General features: G+C 62.5%; 26 protein-coding genes. 4 read left to right on the top strand and 22 right to left on the bottom strand.

Annotated features, from left to right (window positions below):
- Window positions 1-9: 9 nt before the first annotated feature.
- The 10 genes from ACP15P_RS12425 to ACP15P_RS12470 form a co-directional block, all read right to left on the bottom strand.
- The gene (locus tag ACP15P_RS12425) at window positions 10-1320 is read right to left on the bottom strand and encodes a DUF3422 family protein (protein ID WP_424928785.1); all 1311 of its coding nucleotides are present in this window, start codon (window positions 1318-1320) and stop codon (window positions 10-12) included.
- 117 nt (window positions 1321-1437) lie between these two features.
- On the bottom strand, window positions 1438-2577 hold the full coding sequence (locus ACP15P_RS12430) for a DNA recombination protein RmuC (protein ID WP_424928786.1): 1140 nt from the start codon (window positions 2575-2577) through the stop codon (window positions 1438-1440).
- Window positions 2574-4436, bottom strand: a complete 1863-nt coding sequence (mutL, locus tag ACP15P_RS12435; protein ID WP_424928787.1) for a DNA mismatch repair endonuclease MutL — start codon at window positions 4434-4436, stop codon at window positions 2574-2576. Before mutL ends, ACP15P_RS12430 begins: the two co-directional genes overlap by 4 nt.
- Before the next feature lie 39 nt (window positions 4437-4475).
- On the bottom strand, window positions 4476-5801 hold the full coding sequence (locus tag ACP15P_RS12440) for a M16 family metallopeptidase (RefSeq protein WP_424928788.1): 1326 nt from the start codon (window positions 5799-5801) through the stop codon (window positions 4476-4478).
- Window positions 5798-7153 carry a M16 family metallopeptidase gene (locus tag ACP15P_RS12445; RefSeq protein ID WP_424928789.1) on the bottom strand — a complete coding sequence of 452 codons (1356 nt, stop codon included), beginning with the start codon at window positions 7151-7153 and terminating at the stop codon, window positions 5798-5800. Before ACP15P_RS12445 ends, ACP15P_RS12440 begins: the two co-directional genes overlap by 4 nt.
- A gap of 134 nt (window positions 7154-7287) precedes the next feature.
- Window positions 7288-7815: a DUF3035 domain-containing protein gene (locus ACP15P_RS12450; protein ID WP_424928790.1), complete on the bottom strand. Its 528-nt coding sequence runs from the start codon at window positions 7813-7815 to the stop codon at window positions 7288-7290.
- A gap of 49 nt (window positions 7816-7864) precedes the next feature.
- Entirely contained in the window at window positions 7865-8371 is a 507-nt protein-coding gene (lspA, locus tag ACP15P_RS12455) for a signal peptidase II (RefSeq protein ID WP_424928791.1), read from the bottom strand.
- A 4-nt stretch (window positions 8372-8375) separates the two neighbouring features.
- Complete coding sequence (purH, locus tag ACP15P_RS12460; RefSeq protein ID WP_424928792.1) at window positions 8376-9968, bottom strand: bifunctional phosphoribosylaminoimidazolecarboxamide formyltransferase/IMP cyclohydrolase; 1593 nt, start codon at window positions 9966-9968, stop codon at window positions 8376-8378.
- A 30-nt stretch (window positions 9969-9998) separates the two neighbouring features.
- Window positions 9999-11732, bottom strand: coding sequence for a heparinase II/III family protein (locus ACP15P_RS12465; protein ID WP_424928793.1), 1734 nt, complete (start codon window positions 11730-11732; stop codon window positions 9999-10001).
- 66 nt (window positions 11733-11798) lie between these two features.
- A complete protein-coding gene (locus ACP15P_RS12470) occupies window positions 11799-13103 on the bottom strand; it encodes an RsmB/NOP family class I SAM-dependent RNA methyltransferase (RefSeq protein ID WP_424928794.1) in 1305 nt (434 codons plus the stop codon).
- Between the two features lie 322 nt (window positions 13104-13425).
- On the opposite strand from ACP15P_RS12470, the gene ACP15P_RS12475 reads away from it, so the two are divergent.
- Window positions 13426-13614 (top strand): DUF1674 domain-containing protein, encoded by a 189-nt coding sequence (locus ACP15P_RS12475; RefSeq protein ID WP_424928795.1) that lies wholly within the window; start codon window positions 13426-13428, stop codon window positions 13612-13614.
- Window positions 13615-13635: 21 nt separating this feature from the next.
- Window positions 13636-14442: a glycosyl transferase gene (locus tag ACP15P_RS12480; RefSeq protein ID WP_424928796.1), complete on the top strand. Its 807-nt coding sequence runs from the start codon at window positions 13636-13638 to the stop codon at window positions 14440-14442.
- Window positions 14443-14467: 25 nt separating this feature from the next.
- On the opposite strand, the gene ACP15P_RS12485 is transcribed toward ACP15P_RS12480, so the two are convergent.
- From ACP15P_RS12485 to nth, 6 genes are all read right to left on the bottom strand, one after another.
- Window positions 14468-14668 carry a hypothetical protein gene (locus ACP15P_RS12485; protein WP_424928797.1) on the bottom strand — a complete coding sequence of 67 codons (201 nt, stop codon included), beginning with the start codon at window positions 14666-14668 and terminating at the stop codon, window positions 14468-14470.
- A 163-nt stretch (window positions 14669-14831) separates the two neighbouring features.
- Window positions 14832-17657: a DNA polymerase I gene (gene polA / locus ACP15P_RS12490; protein ID WP_424928798.1), complete on the bottom strand. Its 2826-nt coding sequence runs from the start codon at window positions 17655-17657 to the stop codon at window positions 14832-14834.
- Between the two features lies 1 nt (window position 17658).
- On the bottom strand, window positions 17659-17841 hold the full coding sequence (locus tag ACP15P_RS12495) for a zinc-finger domain-containing protein (RefSeq protein WP_424928799.1): 183 nt from the start codon (window positions 17839-17841) through the stop codon (window positions 17659-17661).
- A 96-nt stretch (window positions 17842-17937) separates the two neighbouring features.
- Complete coding sequence (locus ACP15P_RS12500) at window positions 17938-18318, bottom strand: HIT domain-containing protein (RefSeq protein WP_424928800.1); 381 nt, start codon at window positions 18316-18318, stop codon at window positions 17938-17940.
- Window positions 18319-18426: 108 nt separating this feature from the next.
- Entirely contained in the window at window positions 18427-19428 is a 1002-nt protein-coding gene (locus ACP15P_RS12505; protein ID WP_424928801.1) for an adenosine kinase, read from the bottom strand.
- Window positions 19425-20069 carry an endonuclease III gene (gene nth, locus ACP15P_RS12510; RefSeq protein ID WP_424928802.1) on the bottom strand — a complete coding sequence of 215 codons (645 nt, stop codon included), beginning with the start codon at window positions 20067-20069 and terminating at the stop codon, window positions 19425-19427. The genes ACP15P_RS12505 and nth overlap by 4 nt, the downstream gene beginning before the upstream one ends.
- A 114-nt stretch (window positions 20070-20183) precedes the next feature.
- On the opposite strand from nth, the gene ACP15P_RS12515 reads away from it, so the two are divergent.
- Both ACP15P_RS12515 and ACP15P_RS12520 read left to right on the top strand, forming a co-directional pair.
- Window positions 20184-21023, top strand: a complete 840-nt coding sequence (locus tag ACP15P_RS12515; protein WP_424928803.1) for a methylated-DNA--[protein]-cysteine S-methyltransferase — start codon at window positions 20184-20186, stop codon at window positions 21021-21023.
- A gap of 130 nt (window positions 21024-21153) precedes the next feature.
- The gene (locus tag ACP15P_RS12520; RefSeq protein ID WP_424928804.1) at window positions 21154-21792 is read left to right on the top strand and encodes a YiaD family glycine zipper/OmpA-like lipoprotein; all 639 of its coding nucleotides are present in this window, start codon (window positions 21154-21156) and stop codon (window positions 21790-21792) included.
- Between the two features lie 92 nt (window positions 21793-21884).
- Here ACP15P_RS12520 and ACP15P_RS12525 read toward each other — a convergent pair whose 3' ends face one another.
- From ACP15P_RS12525 to ACP15P_RS12550, 6 genes are all read right to left on the bottom strand, one after another.
- Window positions 21885-22556 carry an MBL fold metallo-hydrolase gene (locus tag ACP15P_RS12525; RefSeq protein WP_424928805.1) on the bottom strand — a complete coding sequence of 224 codons (672 nt, stop codon included), beginning with the start codon at window positions 22554-22556 and terminating at the stop codon, window positions 21885-21887.
- Window positions 22557-22826: 270 nt separating this feature from the next.
- Window positions 22827-23318, bottom strand: a complete 492-nt coding sequence (locus tag ACP15P_RS12530) for a F0F1 ATP synthase subunit B family protein (protein WP_424928806.1) — start codon at window positions 23316-23318, stop codon at window positions 22827-22829.
- Between the two features lie 4 nt (window positions 23319-23322).
- Complete coding sequence (locus ACP15P_RS12535) at window positions 23323-23874, bottom strand: F0F1 ATP synthase subunit B' (RefSeq protein ID WP_424928807.1); 552 nt, start codon at window positions 23872-23874, stop codon at window positions 23323-23325.
- Between the two features lie 62 nt (window positions 23875-23936).
- Entirely contained in the window at window positions 23937-24173 is a 237-nt protein-coding gene (locus ACP15P_RS12540) for a F0F1 ATP synthase subunit C (protein WP_112322316.1), read from the bottom strand.
- A 52-nt stretch (window positions 24174-24225) separates the two neighbouring features.
- On the bottom strand, window positions 24226-24987 hold the full coding sequence (locus ACP15P_RS12545) for a F0F1 ATP synthase subunit A (RefSeq protein ID WP_424928808.1): 762 nt from the start codon (window positions 24985-24987) through the stop codon (window positions 24226-24228).
- A 44-nt stretch (window positions 24988-25031) separates the two neighbouring features.
- On the bottom strand, window positions 25032-25388 hold the full coding sequence (locus tag ACP15P_RS12550) for an AtpZ/AtpI family protein (RefSeq protein WP_424928809.1): 357 nt from the start codon (window positions 25386-25388) through the stop codon (window positions 25032-25034).
- Window positions 25389-25507: the final 119 nt, after the last annotated feature.

Here is a 25507-nt window from a genome sequence, read left to right on the forward strand (position 1 = left end):
CGGGTTGGATCAGGGCGCGTCGTCGCCCTCGAGCTTTTCCCGGATGCGGTGCACGGTCTTCCAGACCATCACAATCACCGGAATTGTCAGGATCGCCACCAGCGTCACCTTGTCGAGCCCAAGCGTTTTGCCCACCGGCCCCAGCAGCCCGGCCAAAAGGTTCACCGCGTAGTAGCTGATCGCCACCACTGACAGACCCTCAACCGTTTTCTGAAGGCGCAGCTGCATCGCCGCGCGGTTGTCCATCTGGCGCAGGGTTTCGTTGTTGTATTCCTGGTTCGCCACATCGACGCGCGTCCGCAGCAGGTTCGCAGCCCTTGAGGCCCGGCTCGACAGATCCTCCAGCCGCTTCCGCGCCGACCGGCAGGTCCGCATGGCCGGATCGAAACGCCGCATCATAAACTCACTGAAAAGCTGGCTGTCCCCGACACGCTGCTCGCGCAGGGCCTCAATCCTTTGCCCCACAATCGCGCTGTAGGCCTCGAATGCACCAAACCGAAACGCGGTATTGGTCGAGAGCTGCTCAATCTCGGCAGAGATTTTCAACAGCCGGTCGAGGTCCTCCCGCTCCTGTCCGTGGCTCTGTTCCAGACCGAGCGCATTGCTCGACAGTTCCCGGTCGAGCCGGTCCAGCGTCGACGCGACCTTCCGCGCCTCGGGCAGGGTCAGCATCGACAGGGATTTGTAGAGCTCAACCTCCAGAACCCTCTGCGTGATCCGCCCCAGCCGCGCACTGCTGATTTCCGGGTTGGCCAAAACCGCAAAACGGGAATGACCATTTTCATCAATCCGAAAATCCCCTGCAATGATCGCGTGATCCTCCGTCACCCTGCTGGCGGCCAGGCTTTCCGCAACGAACCAGGTGGGGAATTTCTCCTCCATCACCCGTGCGCGATCATCCGGCGCCACCGTCTCGATACGCACAATGCTTGTGGTAACGGCGTTGCCCGGTGCCTTGGCCAGCCAATCGGCGGGGAACAGCTTGAACAGATCCGATGAAAACGGCTCCCCGACCCTGTCACCGGTATAGAAGGTGTAGGTCACGACCTCCGTGTGCATTTCCCATTTCAGAAACCCGCGCCCTACGGCCCCGGAATAATGGCTGGCCCCCGGTGGCGGATGCGGGCTGCCATAGCGGTCGAGCAGTTCGATCAGATGGGCGATATCCACCGACCGGTCCCGCTCGGCCGCATTTTTGGGCTGCTTGATCGCCAAAAACACCGCGTTGCACGGCGCATCCAGAACGGGAAACGGACGGGCATGCAGCTCATTGGAAAGCGCATACCGGTCCGGATAGTCAGGGAGGGTTTTCAGCGTCATTTCCAAACTCCGGCCATTCCCCGACAGTGACACAATGCCATGCCATTTCAACAAAAGACCCCGGAGCGCATGGTGATTGTCGCGCCATGGTCGCGCCACCGCCACATCGGTCGCGGATTATTCACCGGCCTGCCGCGCTGGCTCCGCCCGTGTCTCATCCTCCGCAAAATCCACGACCTCAAGCCGCTTTGACCGACGCCCGATGCGATCGGCGGACACCCGTATCTCCTCCACATCCTTACGTGCCTGCGAAAAATGCCGCTCAAGGCTCGTCACGCGCCCGCCCAGCCGCTCAAGATCGCGGTTCAGCATGCCGAGTTCCCGCCGGATCGCGTGCGCCTCCGCCCGCAACCGCGTATCCTTCAGCACCGCCCGAAGCGTGTGCAGCGTCGCCATGCAGGTGGTGGGCGAGACGATCCAGACCCGCGCCTCGAAACCCTCGCGCACAATCTCTGAAAAATTCGCATGCAGCTCGGCATATACCGCCTCGGAGGGCAGGAACATCAGCGCCCCGTCCGATGTCTCGCCCTCGATTATGTATTTCTCCGAAATCGCCTTGATATGCGCACGCAATGCGGTCCTGAGCTGTCGTCCCGCCGCGGTCTTTTCCGACGGCGTTTCCGCCCGCCCCAACGCCTCATATGGCTCCAGCGGGAATTTCGAATCGATAACAATCGGACCCGGCGGATAGGGCATCCGAATGAGACAGTCCGCCCGCGTCCCGTTCGACAGGGTCGCCTGAAACGATACCGCATCCGGTGGTAGCGCGCCGGTTACGATCTCCCGCAACTGGATCTCGCCAAACGCCCCGCGTGTCTGCTTGTTGGACAGAATATCCTGCAGACCCAGCACATCGCCGGACAGTTTCTCAATCCGCGTCTGGGCCTCGTCAATCACCCGCAGCCTCTGCTGCAACTCACCCAGCGACCGGGCCGTACGCAGGGAAGACTTGCCCAGATTGTCGCCCAGAGCCTGGCCTGCCTCCGCCAGCCGCCGCTCCATCGCTTCGGCCATGCGCGCCTGGGAAATCGCCTGGGCCTCGGCCACATGCGTGATCCCGCCGTGAAGCTGATTCTGACCATCATTCAGCGCCCGCACGGCCCCGTCCAGGTCAGCCAGATGTCGGGCCAGCGGCTCGTTCGCCTTGGCCACCCGCCCCACCGTGCGGATCAGCACGACCGCAAAAACCACCAGACCCACGGCAATCCACAGCCGCAGGTCCGTGATGTCGATGACCAGATCACCAACCGGGATCATCGCCGCCCGAACAACTTCTCAATGTCAGCGAGTTTCAGTTCCACGAAGGTGGGCCGCCCGTGGTTACAGGTGCCTGAAAGCGGCGTCGCCTCCATTTCGCGCAAAAGGGCATTCATCTCCTGACCCGACATACGCCGTCCCGACCGTACCGAACCGTGACAGGCCATACTGCTCAACACCGCATCGATCCGCGCGGCCAGACCCGCCCGGTCCGTCCCTTCGGCCAGTGCATCGGCAATCCCGCGCAGCAGGTCGTTGCCGTCAACCTCACCCAGGATCGCCGGTGTTTCCCGCAGACACAGTGCATTCCCACCGAAGGTCTCAAACACCAGACCCAGATCGGCCAGATCCTCCTGCGCGTCCAGAAGCCGAGCCCGCGCCGCGTCATCCAGTTCCACAATGTCCGGGATCAGCAGCATCTGCGACGCGATCCCGTTCTTCGCGTACTGCGCTTTCAGCCGCTCATAGACCAGCCGCTCATGGGCTGCATGCTGATCGACCAGAACCATCCCGTCCTCGGTTTGCGCGACCACGTAATTCTCATGGATCTGCGCCCGCGCGACACCCAGAGGCAGTCCTTCGTGCACCGGGCGTTCAACCACATCCACGTCACCCGCCATGTCCGGCGCATCATCAGGCTCCACGCGCCCTGACCAGGCAGTGCCGCCAAGCATCTCCGGCGCAGGTTCGGGGCTGGAATAAACACTCTGCGAAATGCGTGGCGTCGTGCGCTCCATGGGCTGCACCGGCCTCTGCGCGGACCGAAACGCCCCCAGCATCCCGGCTGACGCGGTCGTTGAACTGCGATGGCCCGACTCCGCCAGAGACTGCTTGATGGTCCCGACCACCAGCCCACGCACCAGCCCAGGTTCGCGAAACCGAACCTCGGCCTTCGCCGGGTGCACGTTCACGTCAACAATCTCCGGGTCGCAGTCCACGAACAGCGCCGCAACCGGATGCCGGTCCCGCGACAGCACGTCGCCATAAGCCGCCCGAAGCGCGCCGAAAAGCTGTTTGTCCCGCACCGGACGTCCATTCACGAAGAAATACTGCGACACCGCCGCCCCCCGCGAATAGGTCGGCAGAGCCGCAAATCCCGACAGGCGCAGACCCTCGCGCTCGGCCTCGATGCGGATGGCGTTCTCGACGAATTCCGGCCCCATGATACCGCGCAGACGTCCACGCAGGCCATCGAACAGATCGCCGGTTTCGGCATTGAGCGACAGCACCGATTTCACCGCGCCCGGGTTGGTCATGTCCGTTAGCGAAAACGCCACATCCGGAGCCGCCATCGCCAGACGCCGCACAACGTCATTGATCGCCTGGGCCTCCGCCCGGTCGGTCCGCATGAACTTCAGACGCGCGGGAGTCGCGGAAAACAGACCCTCCAGTTCCACAACCGTACCGCGAGCAAGCGCCGTGGGCCGAAGCCCGTGGGATTCGCCACCCCGCACGGTCAGTTCATGGGCCTCACCCGAACCGCGGGCCCGTGATTTGAGCGTCAGCCGCCCCACCGCGCCAAGCGACGGCAGCGCCTCGCCCCGAAATCCGAATGTCAGGATATGCGTCAGATCATGTCCGTCGATCTTGGACGTGGCATGGCGCGACAGCGCCAGTTCCATCTGATTCCCCGGAATGCCGCAGCCGTCATCCGTAACCCGGATCAGCCGCTTCCCGCCGTCCGCGTAGGCGATGTCGATACGTGACGCACCCGCATCGAGAGCGTTTTCAACGAGTTCCTTCACGGCGGAGGCCGGACGCTCCACGACCTCGCCCGCGGCGATACGGTTTGCCGCCGCCGCATCAAGCTGCCTTATTTGTGGCAGAGACTGCTCCATATGGGGTATCTCGACATTCATACCCCTGGGTTTAGCATTCAGCGGCGGCCCGCGCTATGGTTAATTCGTGGCGTTGAGGCCCTCGGGGCGACCAACAATCACCCAGGAAAGTTCTTCCGGCTGCAACACCCGCGCGGCCACCCGCTTGATGTCCTCAACCGTCACCGCCTCGACCATGGCGTTGCGCTGGTTGACGTAATCGAGACCGAGATCCGCAATCTGAAGGCCGAGCAGTTGTCCCGCGATGGAGGCGTTACTGTCGAAGCGCAGGGGATACGCCCCGGTCAGATACCGATTGGCATCCTCAAGCTCCTGCTCCGTGACGCCTTCCTCGGCCATTTTCGCCCATTCCTGCTTCACGATATCGACGGCTTCCCCGACGACACCGTTCGCGCTGGAAAAGCTGCCGATATAAAGCCCGGCAAAATCGCTTGGCGCCAAATACGAGTAAATCCCGTAAGTCAGCCCCCGCTTCTCCCGCACTTCCTCAGTCAGGCGCGAGCCAAAGCCACCGCCACCCAGAATCTGGTCGAGAACAAACGCCGGGATGAAATCCGGATCATCCCGGAAGATGCCCTCATGTCCAAACACCACCACGGATTGCGGGATGTTAAGGTCAATCACCCTCATTTCACCATCAAGCTTGACCTCAGCCATATCCGGCCGTTCCGGCCCGGACTGCGGCAGGTCGCCAAACAGGTCATCCAGCAACGGGCCAAGTTCCTCCTCCGTAATGTCACCCACAACGGAGACCTTCAACCTGTCCTTGACCAGCGCATCCCTGTGAGCCTGGCGGATGGTCTCCACATCAAGCGCCGCCAGCGACTCAAGTGTCCCTTCCTTCGGGCGGGCATAGGCGTGATCGTCGAAGGCCATCACATAAAACGCCTCACGCGCTATCGAATCCGGATCGGTCTGGTCCGACCGCCGCATGGACACGATCTGCGCGCGAACACGGTCAAAGGCCGACTGGTCGAAACTGGGCTCCACCATCGCCCGACGCAGCAGATCGAGGCTCTCATCCCGGAACTCCGTTAAAACCTCCGCCGAGATCGAAACCGAATCGAGATGCGCGTCATACCCGAACCGGGCCGCCACGGATTCGGTGGCCTGGGCAAACGCGGTGGCATCCATGTCACCTGTGCCTTCTTCCAGAAGGCCGGTCATCAGCGTTACCGCACCCTCCATTCCCTCCGGGTCCAGGGCGGTGCCACCACGGAAATTCGCCTCGATGCTCAGAATGGGGATCGAATGATCCTCATAGAGCCACGCCGTAATACCGCCAGGGGACGTCACCGGCACGATTTCAATTTCCGCCCGAACGGGCACGGCGCTGACCGACAGAAGACCGCCGGCGATCACCAGTGCGGATGCAAACATCTTCATTGGCCAAGCCCCTCCGTATTTTCCTCGGACATCAGCCACCCGGTCACCGACGCCTCCGGCCGGAAGACAAGCTTCGCGGCTTCCACAACATCCTCAGCCGTCACCGCAGCCAAAAGCCCGCTCCATTCCTCAACATCCTGCAGCGTCAGACCCGAGGTCAGCGCACTGCCCACCTTACGCGCCCGCGCCTGCTGGCTGTCGAGACCGTAAATCTCCGCTGCGCGGATCTGCGTCTTGATGCGCTCAAGCTGCTCCGGGTCCGGCCCTTCCTCAACGAAACGCTCGAGAACCTCGTCCATTGCGGCTTCGGCCTCCTCAAGGCTCACGCCCTCGGACGGCACGACATAGAAACTGATGCTTTGATCGTCGAGCCCAAGCCCGTTGTAATAGGCGCCCGTGGCCAGAGCGACCTCACTGCCGATCTGAAGCTCCTGCGCCATCACCGAGGTGATGCCCGACCCGCCGAGCAGTTCGGCGAGAACCGAAATCGCCGCTGCGGTTTCCTGGTCGCCCGGCTTGCGGTTCGGAGCAAGGTAGGTGCGCGAGACATAGGGCTGGCGCACACGCGGATCGCGGTATTCCACACGCCGCTCCGCCCGTTGAGGCGGCTCCTGCGGTCGGACCCGTCGCTCCGGGATGCCTTCCAGCGCCGGGATCGGCCCGAAATGCTTCTCCGCCAGCGCCTCGACCTCCTCAACCGTCACGTCACCGGCCACCACCAAAATCGCGTTATTGGGCGCATAATGCTCCCGGTAGAACGACATGGCCATTTCCTCGTCATACTGCGCGATTTCATGGTCCCAGCCGATCACCGGCGTGCCGTAGGGGTGATTCAGGTAGAGTGCCGCCAATCGGTGCTCATTGAACGGTCCGCCCGGCGAGTTTTCCACACGCTGGCGCCGTTCCTCCCGCACCACGTCCCGCTCGGCCAGAACCGCCTCGTCACCGGGATTGATGTTGACCATCCGGTCGGCTTCCATTTCCATCACCAGTTCCAGCCGGTCCGCGGCAATACGCTGGAAATAGGCCGTGTAATCCTGAGAGGTGAACGCGTTGTCATCCCCGCCATTCGCGGCCACGATCCGGCTGAACTCCCCATCCTCCAGCGTGTCGGTCGCCTTGAACAGCAGATGCTCAAGGAAATGGGCCACACCCGACTGACCCGGCGGCTCATCCGCGGCCCCGACCCGATACCAGACCATATTGGTCACAACCGGCGCCCGGTGGTCCTCGATCACCACCCCGGTCAGACCGTTGTCGAGGGTGAAACTGTGGATATCGTCAAAGCCTTCTGCGGCCGGCGCGATCAGGGGAATCCCCAAAAATACAACCGTAGCGATTGCTGCACGCATGCGGAACTACCTCCTGTAATGCACCGCGGATAGTATTCGCAACCCGCACAGGATCAAGGCCGGTCAACGCAACCGTGAGCGCAAACAGCCATCAATCACTGAAAAGTCAGAGGTTTTGAGCCCCTTGCCGGGCTTCAGTCGCTCTCAAGAAGCTGTGGCGGTGCTGAGGGCTGGCGGACACCCATCGACTGGAACCGCTCATACTCGTCGCCTGCATCCAGGATCATGGTCTCGTAGATCAGCGCTTCCTGGTTCTGCGCGAACCAGCGTTCCAGCAGCAGACCACGGTTTGCCTCCCGGTAGACCGCGTCCTCACCATTGAGACGCGCCCGCACATGCGGATCGACCGGACCGGCCGCTGCCACCAGCGCCTGGCCGTTCGCGCCCTGCGGCACCGTGCTCCGCCCGGTCAGGCCGGTGATCGCCTCCTCGTTCGGCTTGTAGTCCACCAGATTGTCCGACCCCGGTGTGGGCGGCGGCAGGCTTTCCAGCTCGGACGGAATCACCAGCGGACGCGTGGGCAGAACCAGAAACTCGTCCGGCGAACCACCAACACCGGCGGAGCGCAGCGACCCGGCAAGGCCGCCTTCACAACCGGCAAGCGCCGTCACCGCCAGCAGAGCCAGCGCGGGCAAAACAGGTCCGGAAACGGGTTTCAGCATCTTGATCCTCTCACTCCGGCCCAGTGTTTAACCTGTTCCGAACCGCTCGTCACGCCCTGTTGGCATCGTCGCCGTGATCCCCGGACTCATCCTGGGGCAAAAAGAACAAAAGCACGACGCCCAGAAATATCGCGGCATCGGCGATGTTAAATGAAAAAGGGTTGCGAACTCCGCAACAGCTCATGTTCAGGAAATCGGCCACCGCGCCGTATTCCACCCGGTCCCAGACATTGCCGAGTGCACCGCCCGTCACCAGCCCGGCCCCGATCGCGGCAAGCCAGCCGCTGCGCCCCCGCATCCACCACAGAAGCGCCGCCACGATCACCACCGCAACGGCAATCAGCACCCATTTCCCCGCATCACCAAAATCGAGCAGGCCAAAATTGATGCCCTCATTCCAAGCCATCTGAAACGTCAGAAACGGATCCAGAACGCTGATACGCCCGAGCGACCGCAGATCCATGATCTCGACCACCCAGATCTTGGAGAACCGGTCGATCAGGAACACAAACAGCGCAACCGCCGCAATCGGACCAAATATTGACCGGTTCCACATGGCGTCAGTGCCGGAAGTGGCGCATGCCCGTGAAGACCATCGCCAGTCCCGCCCGGTTGGCGGCCTCGATGACCTCACCGTCGCGCATCGAACCGCCCGGCTGGATGACCGCCGAGGCGCCGGCTTCAACCGCGCTCATCAGACCATCCGCAAACGGGAAGAACGCATCTGACGCCACCACCGAACCAATGGTGGGCGCCTGCGGCATTTCCAGAACCTTTGCCATGTCCTCAGCCTTGCGCGCGGCGATACGGGTTGAATCCACACGGCTCATCTGACCGGCCCCCACGCCCACGGTCGCACCGTCACGGGCATAGACAATCGCGTTCGATTTCACGTGCTTGGCCACCTTCCAGGCAAACTGAAGATCCGCCATCTCCATGTCGGTCGGCGCCCGGTCGGTCACGACTTTCAGGTCCGGCTGGGAAACCCGGCCATTGTCACGGTCCTGCACCAAAAGACCACCGGCCACCTGCTTGAACGCGAGCCCCGCCGCCGACGCATCCGACAGCCCCCCGGTCGCCAGAAGCCGAAGGTTTTTCTTCTTTGCAAAGATCGCCGCCGCCTCGTCGGACACTTCCGGCGCAATCACAACCTCAGTGAAAATCTCGCTGATTGCCTCAGCCGTTTCCGCGTCCAGGACCTGGTTCAGCGCAATGATGCCACCGAATGCCGAGGTCCGGTCACAGTCAAATGCGGACCGGTACGCCTCCAGCGTCGTTTTGCCACGCGCCACACCGCAGGGGTTCGCATGCTTGATAATGGCACAGGCCGGACCGTCCGCCGGGTTAAACTCCGACACCAGCTCAAACGCCGCGTCCGTGTCATTGATGTTATTGTAGGACAGCTCCTTGCCCTGAAGCTGCCGCGCGGTGGACACACCAGGCCGCGTGGAACCGTCCCGGTAGAACGACGCGCCCTGATGCGGGTTCTCGCCGTAACGCAGCGGTTGCGCCAGCGTCCCGGCAAACACCCGGCGGCGCGGTGCCTTCTCCTCGAGCGCCCCGGCCATCCAGGTCGACACCGCCGCATCATAGGCCGCCGTGCGCCCGTAAACCGTCAGGGCCTGCGCCTTGCGGAAGGTCAGTGTGGTCGCTCCGTTATTGGCATCCAGCTCCGCCAGCAGGGCCTCATAATCCTTAACATCCGTAACCACGGTGACAAACTGATGGTTCTTCGCCCCCGCGCGCAGCATCGCGGGGCCACCGATATCTATGTTCTCAATGCAGGTGTCGTAATCCGCACCGGCCGCAACGGTTTCCTCAAACGGGTAGAGGTTCACCACCAGCAGATCGATATCGACAATCCCGTGCTCCTCCATCGAGGCCCGGTGCACGTCATTGTCCCGCAGCCCCAGCAGACCACCATGCACCAGGGGGTGCAGCGTCTTCACCCGCCCATCCAGCATTTCCGGAAACCCGGTCAGTTCCGAAACGTCGCGCACGTCCAGTCCCGCATCCCGCAGGGCCTTCGCCGTACCGCCGGTGGAGACCAGCTCGACACCCCGGTCGGCCAGCGCCTGGCCCAGTTCAGTCAGGCCGGCCTTGTTGGAAACGGAAATCAGCGCCCGGCGAACCGGCTGCAGTTGGGACGTCATGGATCAGGAGCTCCCGCAAAAAATAGTGTCTCAGAACGCCTCTTCCGACAGGCCCTGGGACTCGGAGTAACGGCCAATAGACCAGATGATCTGCCCCAGATACTCCACCATTTCCCCATGGACAACCACCTGCATGGACGGGACCGGCCGTGCCTGGCGGGGATCGTAAAAATTCGACTCCTCCACGGAAATCTGCTCATCCGATGCCCGGAAAACCCAGATCTCATCGGTCGGAAGCCGCATAAGCACCACATTCCGGTTCAACTCATGCACCACCTGCACGTCGGGATGGATGTGGAAACGCAATGCAAAGCGCAGAGGCCGCTTTTTCGTTGCGCGGTTAAATTTCGCCTGACCGTGCTTTTCCGGCACGCTCAGCAAATCCTCGCCCCGGACCTCACCGCCACGGGCATCCACAAACAGCCTGCGCTCATGGACCACACCGAACTGCGGCTCATACCCGTTCTGCGTCGCCAGCAGCCACTGGCCCGTGGCATCCTGGGCCTGCCGGATCACCACCCGGCCCGGCGGATCAACCAGACGCGGCCCAAATGTCCGCGCCGCAAGTCCTTTATATTTCACCGTCGAGGAGGACGCCCCCGCCAGTTCAACCGTGGAATGCGACCCGGTCAGGCGCGACTTAACGTTCCAGTCCGCCCCAAACACGTGACCCGGCCCACCGCTCACCACCAGTGGCAGCCGATGCACGCTCATCTCAAACGCGAGCGTACTGGCATGGGCCCGCAGGCTGTGCGGCCCCTCAACCGGCGGTTTGGCCGCATCCATCACCACGGCAATCCGCCCCCCGGACAGCCGGGAAAAGCCCATCGCCAGATCCGGCTTGGCCTGAACCCCAACCCGCAGCTCCGCCAGCGCCTGATCCAGCCGGTCCGGCTCGCCCGCGCCACCACCGTGGAACATGGCGAGGTTCCCACCGCCCATGCGCAGCGGACGCAGGACCGGCACCCCCCGCACAATGGCCGACAGATGCTCCGGCACCGCATGCTGACCACTGTTTTCCAGAATACGCGCGGCCCATATGAGCATGACCATCGTATCAGCCAGGTCCTGCGGCGACCGGCTGGCGACCTCACCCTTGCTGTTGATCGTCTGATCGGCCAGCCGACCCAGTTCCTCAACCGCTTTCGCGTGACCCGCATGAGGCAGCACGACACCCGTCCAGACAAGACCTGTCAAAGCCTGAAGGCGCGGCAGCCCAGGTTTCGCCCGCTTCCACGACCGCATCAAGTATTTCTGCTGCGAGGCCAGAGCCTTCCAAAACCGGTCCGCATCCGCCTGATCGAGGTTTTTCGTCAGAAGAATGCAATGCGCCGTCCAGCGTTTCGCCCGCCGCCCGGCCAGGTCCGGCGTCCAGCCCGGACCGCTGCCCGACCCGTAGCGCCTGATCCAGTCCTGCACCCAGGCCTGCGCCCGCGAACGGGCCGCCTTGTTCCCCAGAGCCGCCAGATCATCGAGCCAGATGCACGACTGCCGCTCCGGCTCCAGCCGCTCGTCCGGCAGCCTCGGCTCCCAGATCGTGCCGGAGCCGATTTCAATCTCATGACCAAAGGCATTCCAGCGCCCTTCGACCATGGCCATACCCGCGTCGGACTCACCGAACAGCAGCGGCTCCGGCAGGGTTTCGACCACCTTTGGCTTTGTGCCCAGACGTGACCGGCTGGCACGGACCCTGTTCTGAAGCCGCCGCCCCGGCCGCGCAATCCGCGTGCCTAATGCCTTAAGGAACAGCGCAAAACCGGACATGAAGGACTATCGAACACCTCAAAGGACAATATTCCTTCCAATCCATAAAGTTACTGGAGACACATGTCACGCGGACTTGGCGTTCTTCTGGAACATTACGGCGTAAAAACCGTCCATTCCGCCCCTTTCCGGCCAAAAATCCGGGCGCAGGCGCATTCCGCCATGCCCATCCGACCAGTTCGGCTCAAATCCCGGCACCAGATCCTCCACTGGCACAACCTCCGCATCCGGCGTGTTCTCAACGAACCGCCGCGCCTGGGTCTCCCCTTCCGCCGGCAGAAGCGAACAGGTGCAGTATACCATCCGCCCACCAGGCGCGAGCCACTCCCACGCCCGCTTCAGCATCCGCTTCTGAAGATCGCGCAACTTGCCCACATCCGCCGGCTGCCGCACGTAAGGCAGGTCCGGATGCCGGCGCACGGTTCCCGTGGCCGAACAGGGCGCATCGAGCAGGATCGCGTCAAAAAGCCCCGGCGGCTGCCACCGGATCGCATCCGCACTGACTATCCCGGCCTTCAGCCCGGTCCGGTCCAGGTTTTCCCGCAACCGTTTCAGCCGCGCCTTCGACATGTCGAGCGCCGCAACCTCCCCGCCCGCCGCCGCCAACCGCATCGTCTTGCCGCCCGGCGCCGCACACAGATCCAGCACCTTCCGTCCTGTCAGATCCCCGAACATGCGCGCGGGAATGGCCGCCGCGGCGTCCTGGACCCACCACGCGCCCGCGTCATATCCCGGCAGCTTCGAAATCTGCCCCGAAGACCGCAACCGCACGCTCCCCGTCGGCAGCACCTCGCCACCGAGTTCCGCGGCAACCGCTTCCGCATCACCCGGCCGCTTCAGGGTCAGGTCCACCGGCACCTCACCGGCGGTATGCGCGGCCACAATCCCTTCCAGAGCCTCCGCGCCCCAGGCTCCGGAAACCGGTCCGGACAGCCAATCGGGCAAATCACCCTCGGGCGTCGCATCCCATGCCTCCGCTCCGGCACCCGCAACCTTGCGCGCAACCGCATTTACCAGCCCCGAAAGATGCCGCGCCTTGCCACTGGCATTCGCGAGACGCACGGCACCGTCCACCGCAGCATGAGCCGGCACCCCGTCAACATTCATCTCAACGCAGGCAATGCGCAGCGCATTCATCGCGGCCGGCGGCGGCTGTTTCCGCAAAAACCCGGCCAACACCGCATCCGTACGCCCCAAATGCCGCAGAACACCCGACGCGAGGCTCTGCGCCCGTGCCTTTTCCGACGGCTCCAGACCCTTCAGGGGGCCATTGGAATCGCCAAGCTGATCCGCCAGGCTCTGACGCCGGTCGAGAACACCCGCCAGCAGCCCGGCTGCGGCACGGCGCGCGGCAAACCCCGGTGCGCTCAAATCGATTCCCCCGAGCGCGACACGCCTAGAATACTTTTCTGTCGCACCGTCACCCTGGGCGCGGGCAGCTGTTTGGCAATTTCCATCAGTTCCCTGATCCTGTCCTCAACCGGCGGATGGGTCGCAAGAAGTGAAGCACGGCCACCACCGGTCAGCGGGTTGATAATAAACAGATGCGCTGTAGACCGATTCCGCCAAAGGTGAAACCGCCCTCGAAAACCTTCACGCTTCGCCCACCCGGCATGGTCCGCGATTTTCCCTCCAGCCCTTGCGAATGAGCCGCAACGTTCCCTAGTATTACCCATGGCATACAGGAGGTTTCATGTCACGGAACAGCGACGAAAGCCGACCCGAACCCTCAGCCGCCGCGAAACGCGCCCTTGCCGAGGCGGAGGAACGGCGTGCGAAGGCCAAAGCAGCCGAAATGCCGGTTGAACTCGGCGGCCGCGACGGCCCCGAACCCGTGCGCTATGGCGACTGGGAACGAAAGGGTATTGCGGTTGATTTCTGACGGTACCGGGCCGGGATCCCCATGTTAAAACAGATCATCTGCATCAACTGGGGCACAAAATACGGCCCTGACTACGTGAACCGTCTCTACGGCATGGTGTCGCGTAACATCACACCGCCGTTCACCTTCACCTGTTTCTGCGACAATCCCGACGGAATGCGTCCGGAGGTTCGCACCGAACCGCTGCCCGAACTTGATTTCGTCATGCCCACCGGCACCAAGGGCATCTGGCCCAAGGCACGGCTGTGGAGCGAAAAACTCGCCGACCTTCAGGGCCCGGTCCTCTTCATGGACCTCGACCTCGTCGTCATCGGCAACATGGACGCTTTCTTCGAGCACGGCTCGCCGGAGGACGTCATCCTCGGCCGCAACCCGAACACACCATTTGAAAAACTGGGGCAGACATCACTGTTCCGCTTCCCGGTCGGAAAACTGCTGCCGCTCCAAGAAAAATTCCTCGCCGATCCGCAGACCGTAGCTGATGAATACCAATTCGAACAACGCTACGTCACCCGCAACGCCCCAGGCGGCGTTTCATTTTGGCCCCGGGGCTGGCTGCGCCATTTCCGCATGGACTGCGCCCGTTCGTTCCCGATGAACTACGTGCTGCCGCCCAAAAAGCCCGCCGATGCCAAGGTCATCATCTTCCCCGGCGGCCTGCTCCCGACCCACGCCATCGAGGGCTACTGGGGCCGTCACCACAAACCCGGCAGCCGCATGGACCACATCCGTCGTCTGGCCGACCCCGACCGGCACGACAAGCCCCTGCGGCATTTGCGGCACTTCATCCTGCCAAGCAAATGGGTGGAAGAGGCCTGGAGGGCGTAACCCTCCGGCCTCCCGCTACCTCCGTTCAGGCGTCCTCATCGGACTTGGTCACCCGGGTCGACCCGGCCGGGCGCTCGAAAGCCCGCTTCATTTCGTCCTCGGTGCCGATCTTCCGTGCCAGACTTCCGCCCTCGCGGCCCTGGCCACTGATAGTGCCATGCTCACCGAGCACGGCGTCGCTGTCACGTTTGGGTTTCTCGGCTGCATGTGGTTTTTTGTCAGTCATGAAGTCCTCCTTCACAACTCAAACGCACAGCGCTGGGGCCGGGTTCCTGCCCGTTTCATACGGGTAAGTTTACCTGGAGAGCAGTCAGCGCAAGCGAACACGCCTGCGCCAGCAAATGAACAACGCGCGCAAAGGCGCGCTTATCAGCACCATCGGCTCAGCGCTAGTGCGCCTCCGCCCAGTTGGACCCGCGCCCGGCATCAACCACCAGCGGCACGTCAAGCTGCACGGCCGGCATCGCAGCCGCTTCCATCACACCGCGCACGGCCTCGATGGTGTCATCCACCGCGCCTTCCTCAACCTCGAACACCAGTTCGTCATGGACCTGAAGCAGCATCTTCGCGGGCAGCTTCTCAATGACCTCCGGCACCCGGATCATCGCCCGCCGGATAATATCCGCCGCCGCTCCCTGAATGGGCGCGTTGATCGCGGCGCGGTTGGCAAATGCGGCCTTGGCCCCGCTCGCGGAAATCCCCGGCGTGTGAATGCGCCGCCCAAACAGGGTCTGAACGTAGCCGTGTTCCTTCGCGAAGGCCTTGGTGACGTCCATATACTCCCTAATTCCAGGGAAGCGCTCAAAGTAGGTATCGATAAACCGCTTCGCCTCATCCCGCGGAATGCGCAGGTTGTTCGCCAGACCGAAGGCCGAAATGCCGTAAATCACACCAAAGTTGATCGCCTTCGCCTTTCGCCGTGTCCCGGAATCCATTTCCTTGAGCGGCACGCCGAACATCTCGGATGCCGTCATCGCGTGAATGTCGATCCCGTCCTGAAACGACTTCTTAAGCGCCGGAATATCGGCGACATGCGCCAGAATACGCAGCTCAATCTGGCTGTAGTCGAGGCTGACCAGAACATTGCCCTCATCGGCAATAAACGCCTCACGAATGCGCCGCCCTTCCTCGGTCCGCACCGGAATGTTCTGCAGGTTGGGATCGGTCGAGGCCAGACGCCCAGTCGCCGCGCCCGAAATCACATACGACGTGTGAACCCGGCCGGTTTCCGCATTTATGTGGTTCTGAAGCGAATCCGTATAGGTCGATTTCAGCTTCGAAAGCTGCCGCCATTCCAGCACCTTCGCGGGCAGGTCATGCCCCTGCGCCGCCAGCGTCTCCAGCACATCCGCCCCGGTGGCATAGGCTCCGGTTTTGCCCTTCTTACCGCCCTCAAGCCCGAGATTCTCGAACAGAACCTCACCAAGCTGTTTCGGGCTGCCGACATTGAACTCGCCCCCGGCCAGTTCATGGATCTCAGCCTCCAAGCCAACCATCTTCTGACCGAAATTGCCAGACATCCGCGACAGATGCTGGCGGTCCACCTTGATGCCATGCATCTCCATTTCAGCCAGAACCGGCACCAGCGGCCGCTCCATCGTCTCGTAAACGCGCGTCACCTTTGAGAACGGCAGTTTGGGCTTCAGCACTTTCCAAAGCCGATAGGTAATTTCCGCATCCTCGGCCGCATAGGCCGCCGCGTCCTCAATCGGCACCATATCAAAAGTTTTGGCCGACTTCCCCGACCCCAGCAGCGTCTTGATCGGGATCGCCTCATGGTCGAGATACGTCTTGCTCAGCGCATCCATCCCGTGCCCGTGCGTTCCGGCATTCAGCGCAAAGGAAATCAGCATCGTGTCGTCAATCGGCGCCACGTTGATGCCATAACGCTTCATGATCTTGGCATCGTATTTCATGTTCTGCCCGATCTTGAGAATGCTCTCATCCTCAAGAACCGGCTTCATGATCTCCAGCGCCCGCTCCAGCGGGATCTGCCCCTCGGCCAGCTTGTCAGCCCCAAACAGGTCGTCATCCCCACTGCGATGCGCCAGCGGCACATATGCCGCAATCCCCACATCCGTACATAGACAAAGACCCACCAGGTCCACGACCATCTCGTCGAGCCCGGTCGTCTCCGTATCGAACGCCACCAGACCCCGGTCCCGGATGCGCCGCACCCAAAACTCCAGCGCCTCCTCGTCGCGCACGATCTCATAAAGCCCCCGGTCGATGGGCGGCATTTCCACCACCGCTGGCCCATTGCCCGCAGCCTCGGCAGAAACCGACCCGGCCGGGGTCTCCACCGCCTTCGGCTCCGGCACGTCCACGTCCATCTTCTTCGCAACGCGGTTGGTGAGTGTCCGGAACTCCATCGACACCAGAAAATCGAGCAGCTTTTCCGGCTCCGCCCCGGCGACCTCAAACTCCTCAAGCGGATGATCAATCGGCGTGTCCTGCTTCAGCCGCACCAGGTCGCGCGAAATCCGGATCTGATCCGCATGATCGATCAGCGTCTGCCGCCGTTTGGGCTGTTTGATCTCCTCCGCCCGGTCGAGCAGCGTATCAATATCGCCGTATTCCCGGATCAGCAGAGCCGCCGTCTTCACGCCAATCCCCGGCGCGCCCGGCACGTTATCCACCGGATCTCCGGCCAGCGCCTGAATATCCACCACCTTATCCGGACCGAGACCAAATTTCTCCTCGACCTCTTCCGGCCCGATACTGCGGCTTTTGAGCGTGTCGAACATCTCAATGCCATCGCCCACAAGCTGCATCAGGTCCTTGTCCGCCGACACAATCGTCACGCGCCCGCCCGCATCCCGGGCCATGGTGGCATAGGTCGCGATCAGGTCGTCCGCCTCATACCCTTCCTTCTCGATACAGGGCAGGTTGAACGCCCGTGTCGCCTCGCGGATCAGCGGAAACTGCGGCACCAGGTCTTCCGGCGCGGGGGGCCGGTGCGCCTTGTATTCGGGATAGATGTCGGAGCGGAACGTCTTGCCGGAATGGTCGAAAATCACCGCCACATGGGTCGGGGCGTCGGCCTCCTTCGAGTCCTCCACCATCTTGAACACCATGTTGCAGAACCCGGCAACGGCCCCAACCGGCAGCCCGTCGGATTTGCGAGTCAGAGGCGGCAGCGCATGATAGGCGCGAAAAATGAACCCCGATCCGTCGATCAGATGCAGGTGGTGACCCTTGCCGAATTTTGTCACGTCAGTGGCCCGTGCCCGCGCCTGGTTTCAGCACATATTTCCGGTCGCAGTATCCGCACTCCACATACCCCGTCTTGGGATCAATGGTCAGCCAGACACGCGGATGCCCCAGCGCGCCCACACCCCCGTCACATGAAATCCGGGTCTGGGTTACTTCAATGGTTTCCGGCTCGTGTGTCGCCATGGATGCGCTCCGTCACGTTGCTGCTGCGGTTCATCATTCAATAGCCCGCCATAAGGCCGGGGGGCAATGGGCCATCCACGGCCCGGCCCGCAACCGTCAGGCGCGCTCGAGCATCCGGCCCAGCACCCGGCCACCCAGAATATGCAGGTGGAAATGCGGCACCTCCTGGATACCCGCCTCCCCGGAATTGGCAATCAGCCGGTAACCACCGCCATCCGCCCCCGGCGCCACGCCAAGCTCGGAACACAGCTTCGCCGCCACGCGGTTGAAATCCACGATCTCCGCATCACTCGCTTCCGAGGCGAAATGGTCGAAATTCACGTAAGCGCCCTTGGGGATCACCAGAACATGCACCGGGGCCTGGGCGGAAATGTCATGGAACGCCAGCGTATGCTCGGTCTCATGCACCGTCTTGTTGGGGATCTCCCCCCGCAGGATTTTGGCAAAAACGTTCTGATCGTCATAGTCGTAGGGCATGGTCGCATTCTCCCCGTAAGTCAGGCCATTCCCGGCCCGCGGCCCGGGTCCGGGTTTGGCCGCATCCTGCACGGACGCACCATGCCCTTCCAGCGAAAAACGCGCCGCTCAACCCGCGAGCAGCCCCTCTTTCGCCATCAGGTCCCGCAGATCCGCCTCCGGACGCGCACCAATATGCGAAATGACCTCACCCGCGACCACGCAACCCATGCGAAGACAGGTTTTCCAGTCCCGCCCGGTCGTCATGCCATACATCAGCCCCGACACGAACAGATCACCCGCCCCGGTCGCGTCGACCACATTCACCGCCTCGGCCGGCACATGCTCGTGCAGATCACCCGCCAGGATATGCGCGCCTTTCTCGCCAACGGTACAGGCCGTCGCGGGCACATCCGCCTGGGCCGACCGCATCGCCGCATCCAGATCATCCGTCTGGTAGAGCGACTTCAGCTCATGCTCATTGGCCACCAGCAGATCCACATCACTGCGGATCATGCGCAAAAACTCGTCCCGGTGCCGCTCCACGCAGAACGGATCGGACAGGGTAATGCCCACCTTCCCCTGGGCGGCTTTGGTCGCCCGGATCGCCTTGGCAAACGCCGCCACGCTGTCCGGCCCGTCAAACCGGTAGCCTTCAAGGAAAATCCAGTCCGCCCCGGCCATCTGGTGCTCGTCGATATCGTCAGGCGCCAAAAACTCCGACACACCCAGATAGGTATTCATCGACCGCTCGCTGTCCGGGCTAACCAGGACCATGCAGCGCCCGGTCTCATGCTCGTGATCCTTCGGCGCCAGCGGCGTCTCGAACCCTGCCCCCTGCGCGCGCATGTCATGGGCAAAAATCTCGCCAAGTTGGTCGTCCTTCACTTTGCCCACATAGGCCGTGCGCGTACCCAGAGCCGCCAGCCCCGCAATCGTGTTCGCGGCCGACCCCCCGGAGATCTCCCGCGCCGGTCCCATTTTCGAGTACAGCTCCACCGCACGGTCCCGGTCGATCAATTGCATGATCCCCCGTTCCACACCGTTCTCGGTCAGGAAGCTGTCCTCAATCTGCGTCAGCACGTCCACAATCGCATTGCCGATACCGACAACCTGCCAGGGTTTGCTCAAATCGTTTTCTCCTCGAAGTCACAGATGTCGCGGATGATGCAGGCCGCACAGGCGGGCTTGCGCGCCTTGCAGACATATCGCCCATGCAAAATCAGCCAGTGATGCGCGTGCAGCTGGTACGGCGCCGGGATATTGTCCTCAATCGCCCGTTCCACGGCCACCACGTCCTTGCCCTTGGCAATCCCGGTGCGGTTTCCAACCCTGAAGATATGCGTGTCCACCGCCTGCGCCGGCATCTGCCACCACATGTTGAGAACCACATTCGCCGTCTTGCGCCCGACCCCGGGCAGACCTTCCAAAGCGGCCCGCGACGACGGCACCTCACCGCCGTATTTGTCCACGAGAATACGCGCCATTTTCATGACGTTCTTCGCCTTGTTTCGGTAGAGGCCGATGGTTTTGATGTGCCCGATCAGCCCGTCCTCGCCCAGATCCAGCATCTTTTGCGGCGTGTCGACGATCTTGAACAGCTCCTCGGTCGCCCGATTCACGCCCTTGTCCGTCGCCTGCGCCGACAGCGCCACCGCCACCAGCAGGGTATAGGCGTTCACGTGGTTCAGCTCACCCTTCGGCTCCGGCTCCGAGGCATGGAAACGGTGAAAGATCTCGTTGAGCGTATTGTAATCCAGTTGATCCGGCATGCCGCCAATTGGCACGGTCACAGGCGAAACCGCAAGCCGATTGCGCAGGAATCGGGTGGCACGTCCCTCCCCAAACACTAATCTGCCAACAACACCCGAAACCGGACCAAAACGATGAACACCGAAAACAGCTACCACTACGGCGTCATTGAACGCGCCATCCAGGAAATCTCCGACCGCAGCGCCGAGAAACTGTCGCTCGAGGAGGTTGCCTCCGGCGTTGGCCTCAGCCCCTCGCATTTCCAGCGCGTGTTCTCGCAATGGGCCGGGGTCAGCCCCAAGCGCTACCAGCAGTACCTGACTCTCGACCACGCCAAATCCCTGCTGACCGAACGTCACAGCCTGTTGGAGACCGCCCACACCACCGGCCTCTCCGGCTCCAGCCGCCTGCATGACCTTTTCCTGCGCTGGGAAGCCATGAGCCCGGGCGAATACGCCCGCGGCGGCGCGGGGCTCACCATAAACTGGGGCTGGTTCGACACACCGTTTGGCGACACGCTCGCCATGGGCACCGATCGCGGCCTCTGTGGTCTCGCCTTCGCCGCGGAACAGGGCCGGGAAACCACCATGGACGACATGACCTCCCGCTGGCCCGCCGCGACCTTCCGGGAAAACTCCGATGCCGTGCGCCCCTGGGTCGAGGCCGCCATCACCATGACCGGCGACACAAAACTGCACCTCATCGGCGGGCCTTTTCAGATCAAGGTCTGGGAGGCGCTCCTGCAAATCCCCAGCGGCCACGTCACCACCTATTCCGACATCGCACAGGCCATCGGCAGCCCCAAAGCCGTCCGCGCCGTGGGCACCGCCGTGGGCCGCAACCCGGTCTCCTGGCTCATCCCCTGCCACCGCGCCCTCCGCAAATCCGGTGGCCTGGGCGGCTACCACTGGGGCCTGGGCGTCAAACGGGCGCTTCTGGCCTGGGAATCCGCCCGGCTGGAGGGCGCTGCCTGACCTAAACCTGCGCAGACACCCGCCGATATACGGCCTTTTGATCAAACGCCGCCCACATGCCGCTTTTTCGGCCGAATACAAAATGCTATAGACCGCCCCATAATACAGAACGAGGAGGCGGAGCAGCCAAATGAAACTCACAAAAACACTGCCGGTACTTGCCGTATCGGCCATCGCACTTGCAGCCTGTACCAACCCGGACGGATCGCAGAACCGCACCGGAACCGGCGCCGCTGTAGGCACGGCCGCAGGTGCCGCGCTCGGTAACCTGATCGGTGGCGACACCGAAGCCACGATTATTGGCGGCGTCATCGGTGGCGCGCTCGGCACCGGCGTAGGCTACCAACTCGACCAGCAGGCCGCGGAACTTGAACAGTCCATCGGCGGCAGCGGTGCGACCATCGTCAACACCGGCGACCGCCTGATCGTCTCCATGCCCGAGGCCATCACCTTCGCCGTCGACAGCGCCGACCTGCGCCCAAGCATCCGGGACGAGATCGTTGCAGTCTCCCAGAGCCTGCAGAACTACCCGAACACCTCCGTCCAGGTTATCGGTCACACCGACAACACCGGCTCGGCCTCCTACAACCAGGGCCTCAGCGAGCGTCGGGCACAGTCGGTGACCAATGTCCTCGTCGCCAGCGGCACCCCGGCGAACCGGATTTTCTCCTCCGGCCGCGGCATGACCCAGCCGGTCGCCACCAACGACACCGAAGCCGGCCGCGCCGCCAACCGCCGCGTGGAAATCATCATCACGCCGAACGCCTGATTTACCGGCGCCCGACAAGAACACCAAAAGAGCCCGCTGCCGCGCGGGCTCTTTTTCTGTTGTTTTATGCAATGTGAGCAGGAAACCCCTGCCTACCCGTTCTCCCCCGCAACAACGCGACTGAATACCTGCTCGAGGTTTTCCTGGGCCTCAATGTGGTCAACCTCGTACCCCCAGGGCTGACCAACGCGGCCGCCCCACGGCACCAGGTAGTCAAAATCCAGCTGCATCATCAGAGACAGGCTCGCGACGTAGGAATCACGGTCGCTTTCCCTCAGCACCACCGCCTGCCATTCATCGTCACGCACCCAGACGGTGTCGCCCGAAAACAGAAACCGGTGCTGGCCATTATCCCAGAGAAACATCGACGCGCCCGGTGTATGGCCCGGGGTCGGAATAACCTCCAGGTCATCCGCGATCTTCTCCCGCCGTGAGAACGTACCGGCAATCGGCAGGTCGGTCTGCTCCCGGTCCTTTTCATGCACGAATATCGGCACGTCCATCTCCGGCGCGTCGTACATGCCCTCATGCCAGTGATTGATCAGCAGGCGATCGGCGCGTCCGCGCTCCAGAATTTCCTCCGAGGCCGCATTGATCCCCGGTGAGTGGTAAATCAGGATGTTCCCCTGCTCCCGCTCCAGCAAAAAGGACCGGACCAGAATACCGTCCAGAAACGGCAATGGCGCGGCGGGCGTCGCGTGGAGCCCGGCCAGCGGAGACTCCAGCCCCTGCCGGGTTTTGGTCGGAATGGTGTCGGTCGTCATCGTCCTTCTCCTTTCCTTTCATGCCACCGGAAACGGGACGCGCCCTCACGTCGGCTACCCTGCGGGTTGCCATCCGGTATCCGGAAGTCGGTGTGATGGCTCAGTTGTCGGTTCGACACCGGGCAGGCATCACGCACACCCATGTTGTCAAACCCTCAACGAAAAAACCGCCCGGGATGCGGGCGGTTCCTTGATTCCTGAAATCCGTCAGTCAGGTTTCCGTGACCGGCCTGGGCCAGAAGTCACGTCCACCGGACACCGGCCGGACCATCAGTGCAGCTTGGCACCAACTTCCTCGATGGATGCGTCGATCATCGGACCGGCATCCATTTCCTTCATCTTCGTACGAAGCACGTCGCTCGCCGCGGCAACCGCCACATTGATCGCCCGGTCACGGACCTGACGGATCGCGGCCTGCTCGGCGGCATCGATCTGCTCGGACGCGGTGGCCAGACGACGCTCAACCGACTTCGCGATATCGACCTTCGCCTGTTCGGCAGCCTGTTTGGCCTCCTTGCGGGCGGCGGTCACGATATCCTCGGCCTGTGCGGCGACCTCTTTCTGCTTGCGCTCATAGCTCGCAAGCAGGGTCTGGGCCTCCTCACGCAGGGCGCGGGCCTCGTCCAGATCGGCACGGATGCCTTCGGCGCGCTGGTCCAGCTTGCCAAGCAGAAGCCCGGGCACGCCGTAATAGATCAGCACACCGACAAAGATCACAAATCCGATGGCAACGACAATCGTGGTGTTGTTGAGAATTTCCATCGAACTATCCCTTCACCCGTTCGGACACGGCGGAATCCACGGCAGCCTGATCGGCTCCACCGGGCAGGAAGGACGCAACGATCTCGGCTGCGGTTTCCTTTGCCACGTCCTCGACGCTTTTTGCGGCGCTTTCCTGGATCTCGGCGATGCGACGCTCCGATTCCGCGGATTTCGCGGCAATCTCGGCATCCGCCTTTTCCAGCAGAACCCCAAGCTCGCGGTTGATCTCAGCCTTGGTGTCGGCCGCAATCTGCTGCGCCTCTTCCCGGGCCTTGGCCAGCGAGGCATTGTACGCGGCTTCCGCGTCCTCTGCCCGCTTCTTGAAGAGCTGTGCCTGTTCCAGATCGTTGGAGATTGCGTCGCTGCGCTCCGCCAGAACACTGTTCAGACGCGGCAGGGCAACCTTGGTCAGGATCAGGTACAGAAGGACAATCGACACCACCAGCCAGAAAATCAGGTTGGGAAAGATGTTCGGATCGAGCTGCGGCATGCCGGCTTCCGCCTCATGCAGTACCTCGTTGCCAAGATGATCAGCAGCTTCTGTAGTGTTCGCCATATTTCACTCCGTCCATGACGGGCCGCACGGAAAACCCGTGCGGCATTTTTCCGTTGCTGCGATCAGACCGCAAACATCAGAAGAAGTGCAACGAGGAACGAGAAGATGCCCAGGGCTTCCGCAAACGCGATACCGATGAACAGGGTCGCGGTCTGCTCACCAGCAGCAGCGGGGTTGCGCAATGCGCCGGACAGGAAGTTGCCGGCAACATGGCCCACACCGATGCCTGCGCCACCCATGCCGATGCATGCGAGGCCTGCGCCGATGAACTGACCCATTTCTGCGATATTGCCTTCCATGTCGTGTCTCCTCTGGATTTGGAATGGCTGAATTTAAGTGCGGCTCCGCCCCTCAGTGCGAGGGGTGCAGCGCGTCGTTGAGATACACACAGGTCAGGATCGCGAACACGTAGGCCTGAATAAAGGCTACGAGAAGTTCCAGACCGTAGATGGCCGCAATGGCGGCGATCGGAATAACGGCACCGACCCCAAGGGCACCGGCAAAACCGGCGAAAACCTTGAGAACCGCGTGGCCCGCCATCATGTTACCGGCGAGACGAATGGAATGGCTGAGCGGACGGACGAAATAGGAGATCAACTCAATGATCGCCAGAACGATCCGCAGCGCCACGGTGGGTGCCGACGACACCCAGAAAAGCTTCAGGAAACCGGCGCCGTGCTTGACGAAACCAATTGCGGTTACCGTCACGAACACCGCCACGGCCAGAACCGCGGTCACCGCAATGTGCGATGTCGCGGCAAAGCTGCCAGGCAGAAGCGCCAGAACGTTGGACCCGAGAATGAACAGGAACAGCGTCATGATGTAGGGGAAGTACTTCGCGCCTTCCTTGCCGGCCACGTCCTCGACCATCTTGCGCACGAAGCCGTAGGTCATCTCGGCCACGGACTGGCCACGGGACGGGATCAGGGCACGGCCGCGGGAGCCGAACACCATCAGAAGCGTGATCGCACCAACGGTCAGGAACATCCACAGGGTCGCGTTGGTGATGGTGTACCAGTGTACCTCACCGGAACCGAACAGCGGCTCAACCCGGAACTGATCCATGGGATGGATGTTGAATTGGCTGTCGCCGTGATCTGCTCCGCCTGCCATGTGCCTCTCTCAGCTTTCCCAATCGACCCGCCGGGCCGGTAAATTCAGTTTGACCCCTCGGGGCCGGATCCGTCGTCGTCCCCGGACAGCAAAGCGCCCTCGGACTTCTTCTTTCGGACATCGTCGGCGGTCCGCATCATCGCGCGCACGCCACCGGCAAAGCCCAGCAGGACAAACAGAATGAGAAACAGCGGCTCCGTCCCCACCAGGCTGTCCAGCCCAAAACCAATGCCCAACCCGAGAAGCATCCCCGACACGAGCTCCGTCACCATGCGCCAGGCGAGAGAGCTCTGCGTGTATTTCCCCTGCGCCGAGTTTTTCCGCCCCGCGCCACTGGATCCGGTTGCGTTCACCCGGGCCTCCAGGGCCTTTAGACGCTCCGAAAGGGTGTCCCTCTCCATCGCCTTCCCCCTGAAACTCCCGAACCGGACAACCGCTGCCCCAGGTTCGACTGAGTAGGGGTCTTAAAGCATGGTCCAAAGGGGTGTCAAGTATTTGAGGCCATCACACGACATGGGTC

It is taken from the genome of Amaricoccus tamworthensis (assembly GCF_049800875.1).
Taxonomy (GTDB): domain Bacteria; phylum Pseudomonadota; class Alphaproteobacteria; order Rhodobacterales; family Rhodobacteraceae; genus Amaricoccus; species Amaricoccus tamworthensis.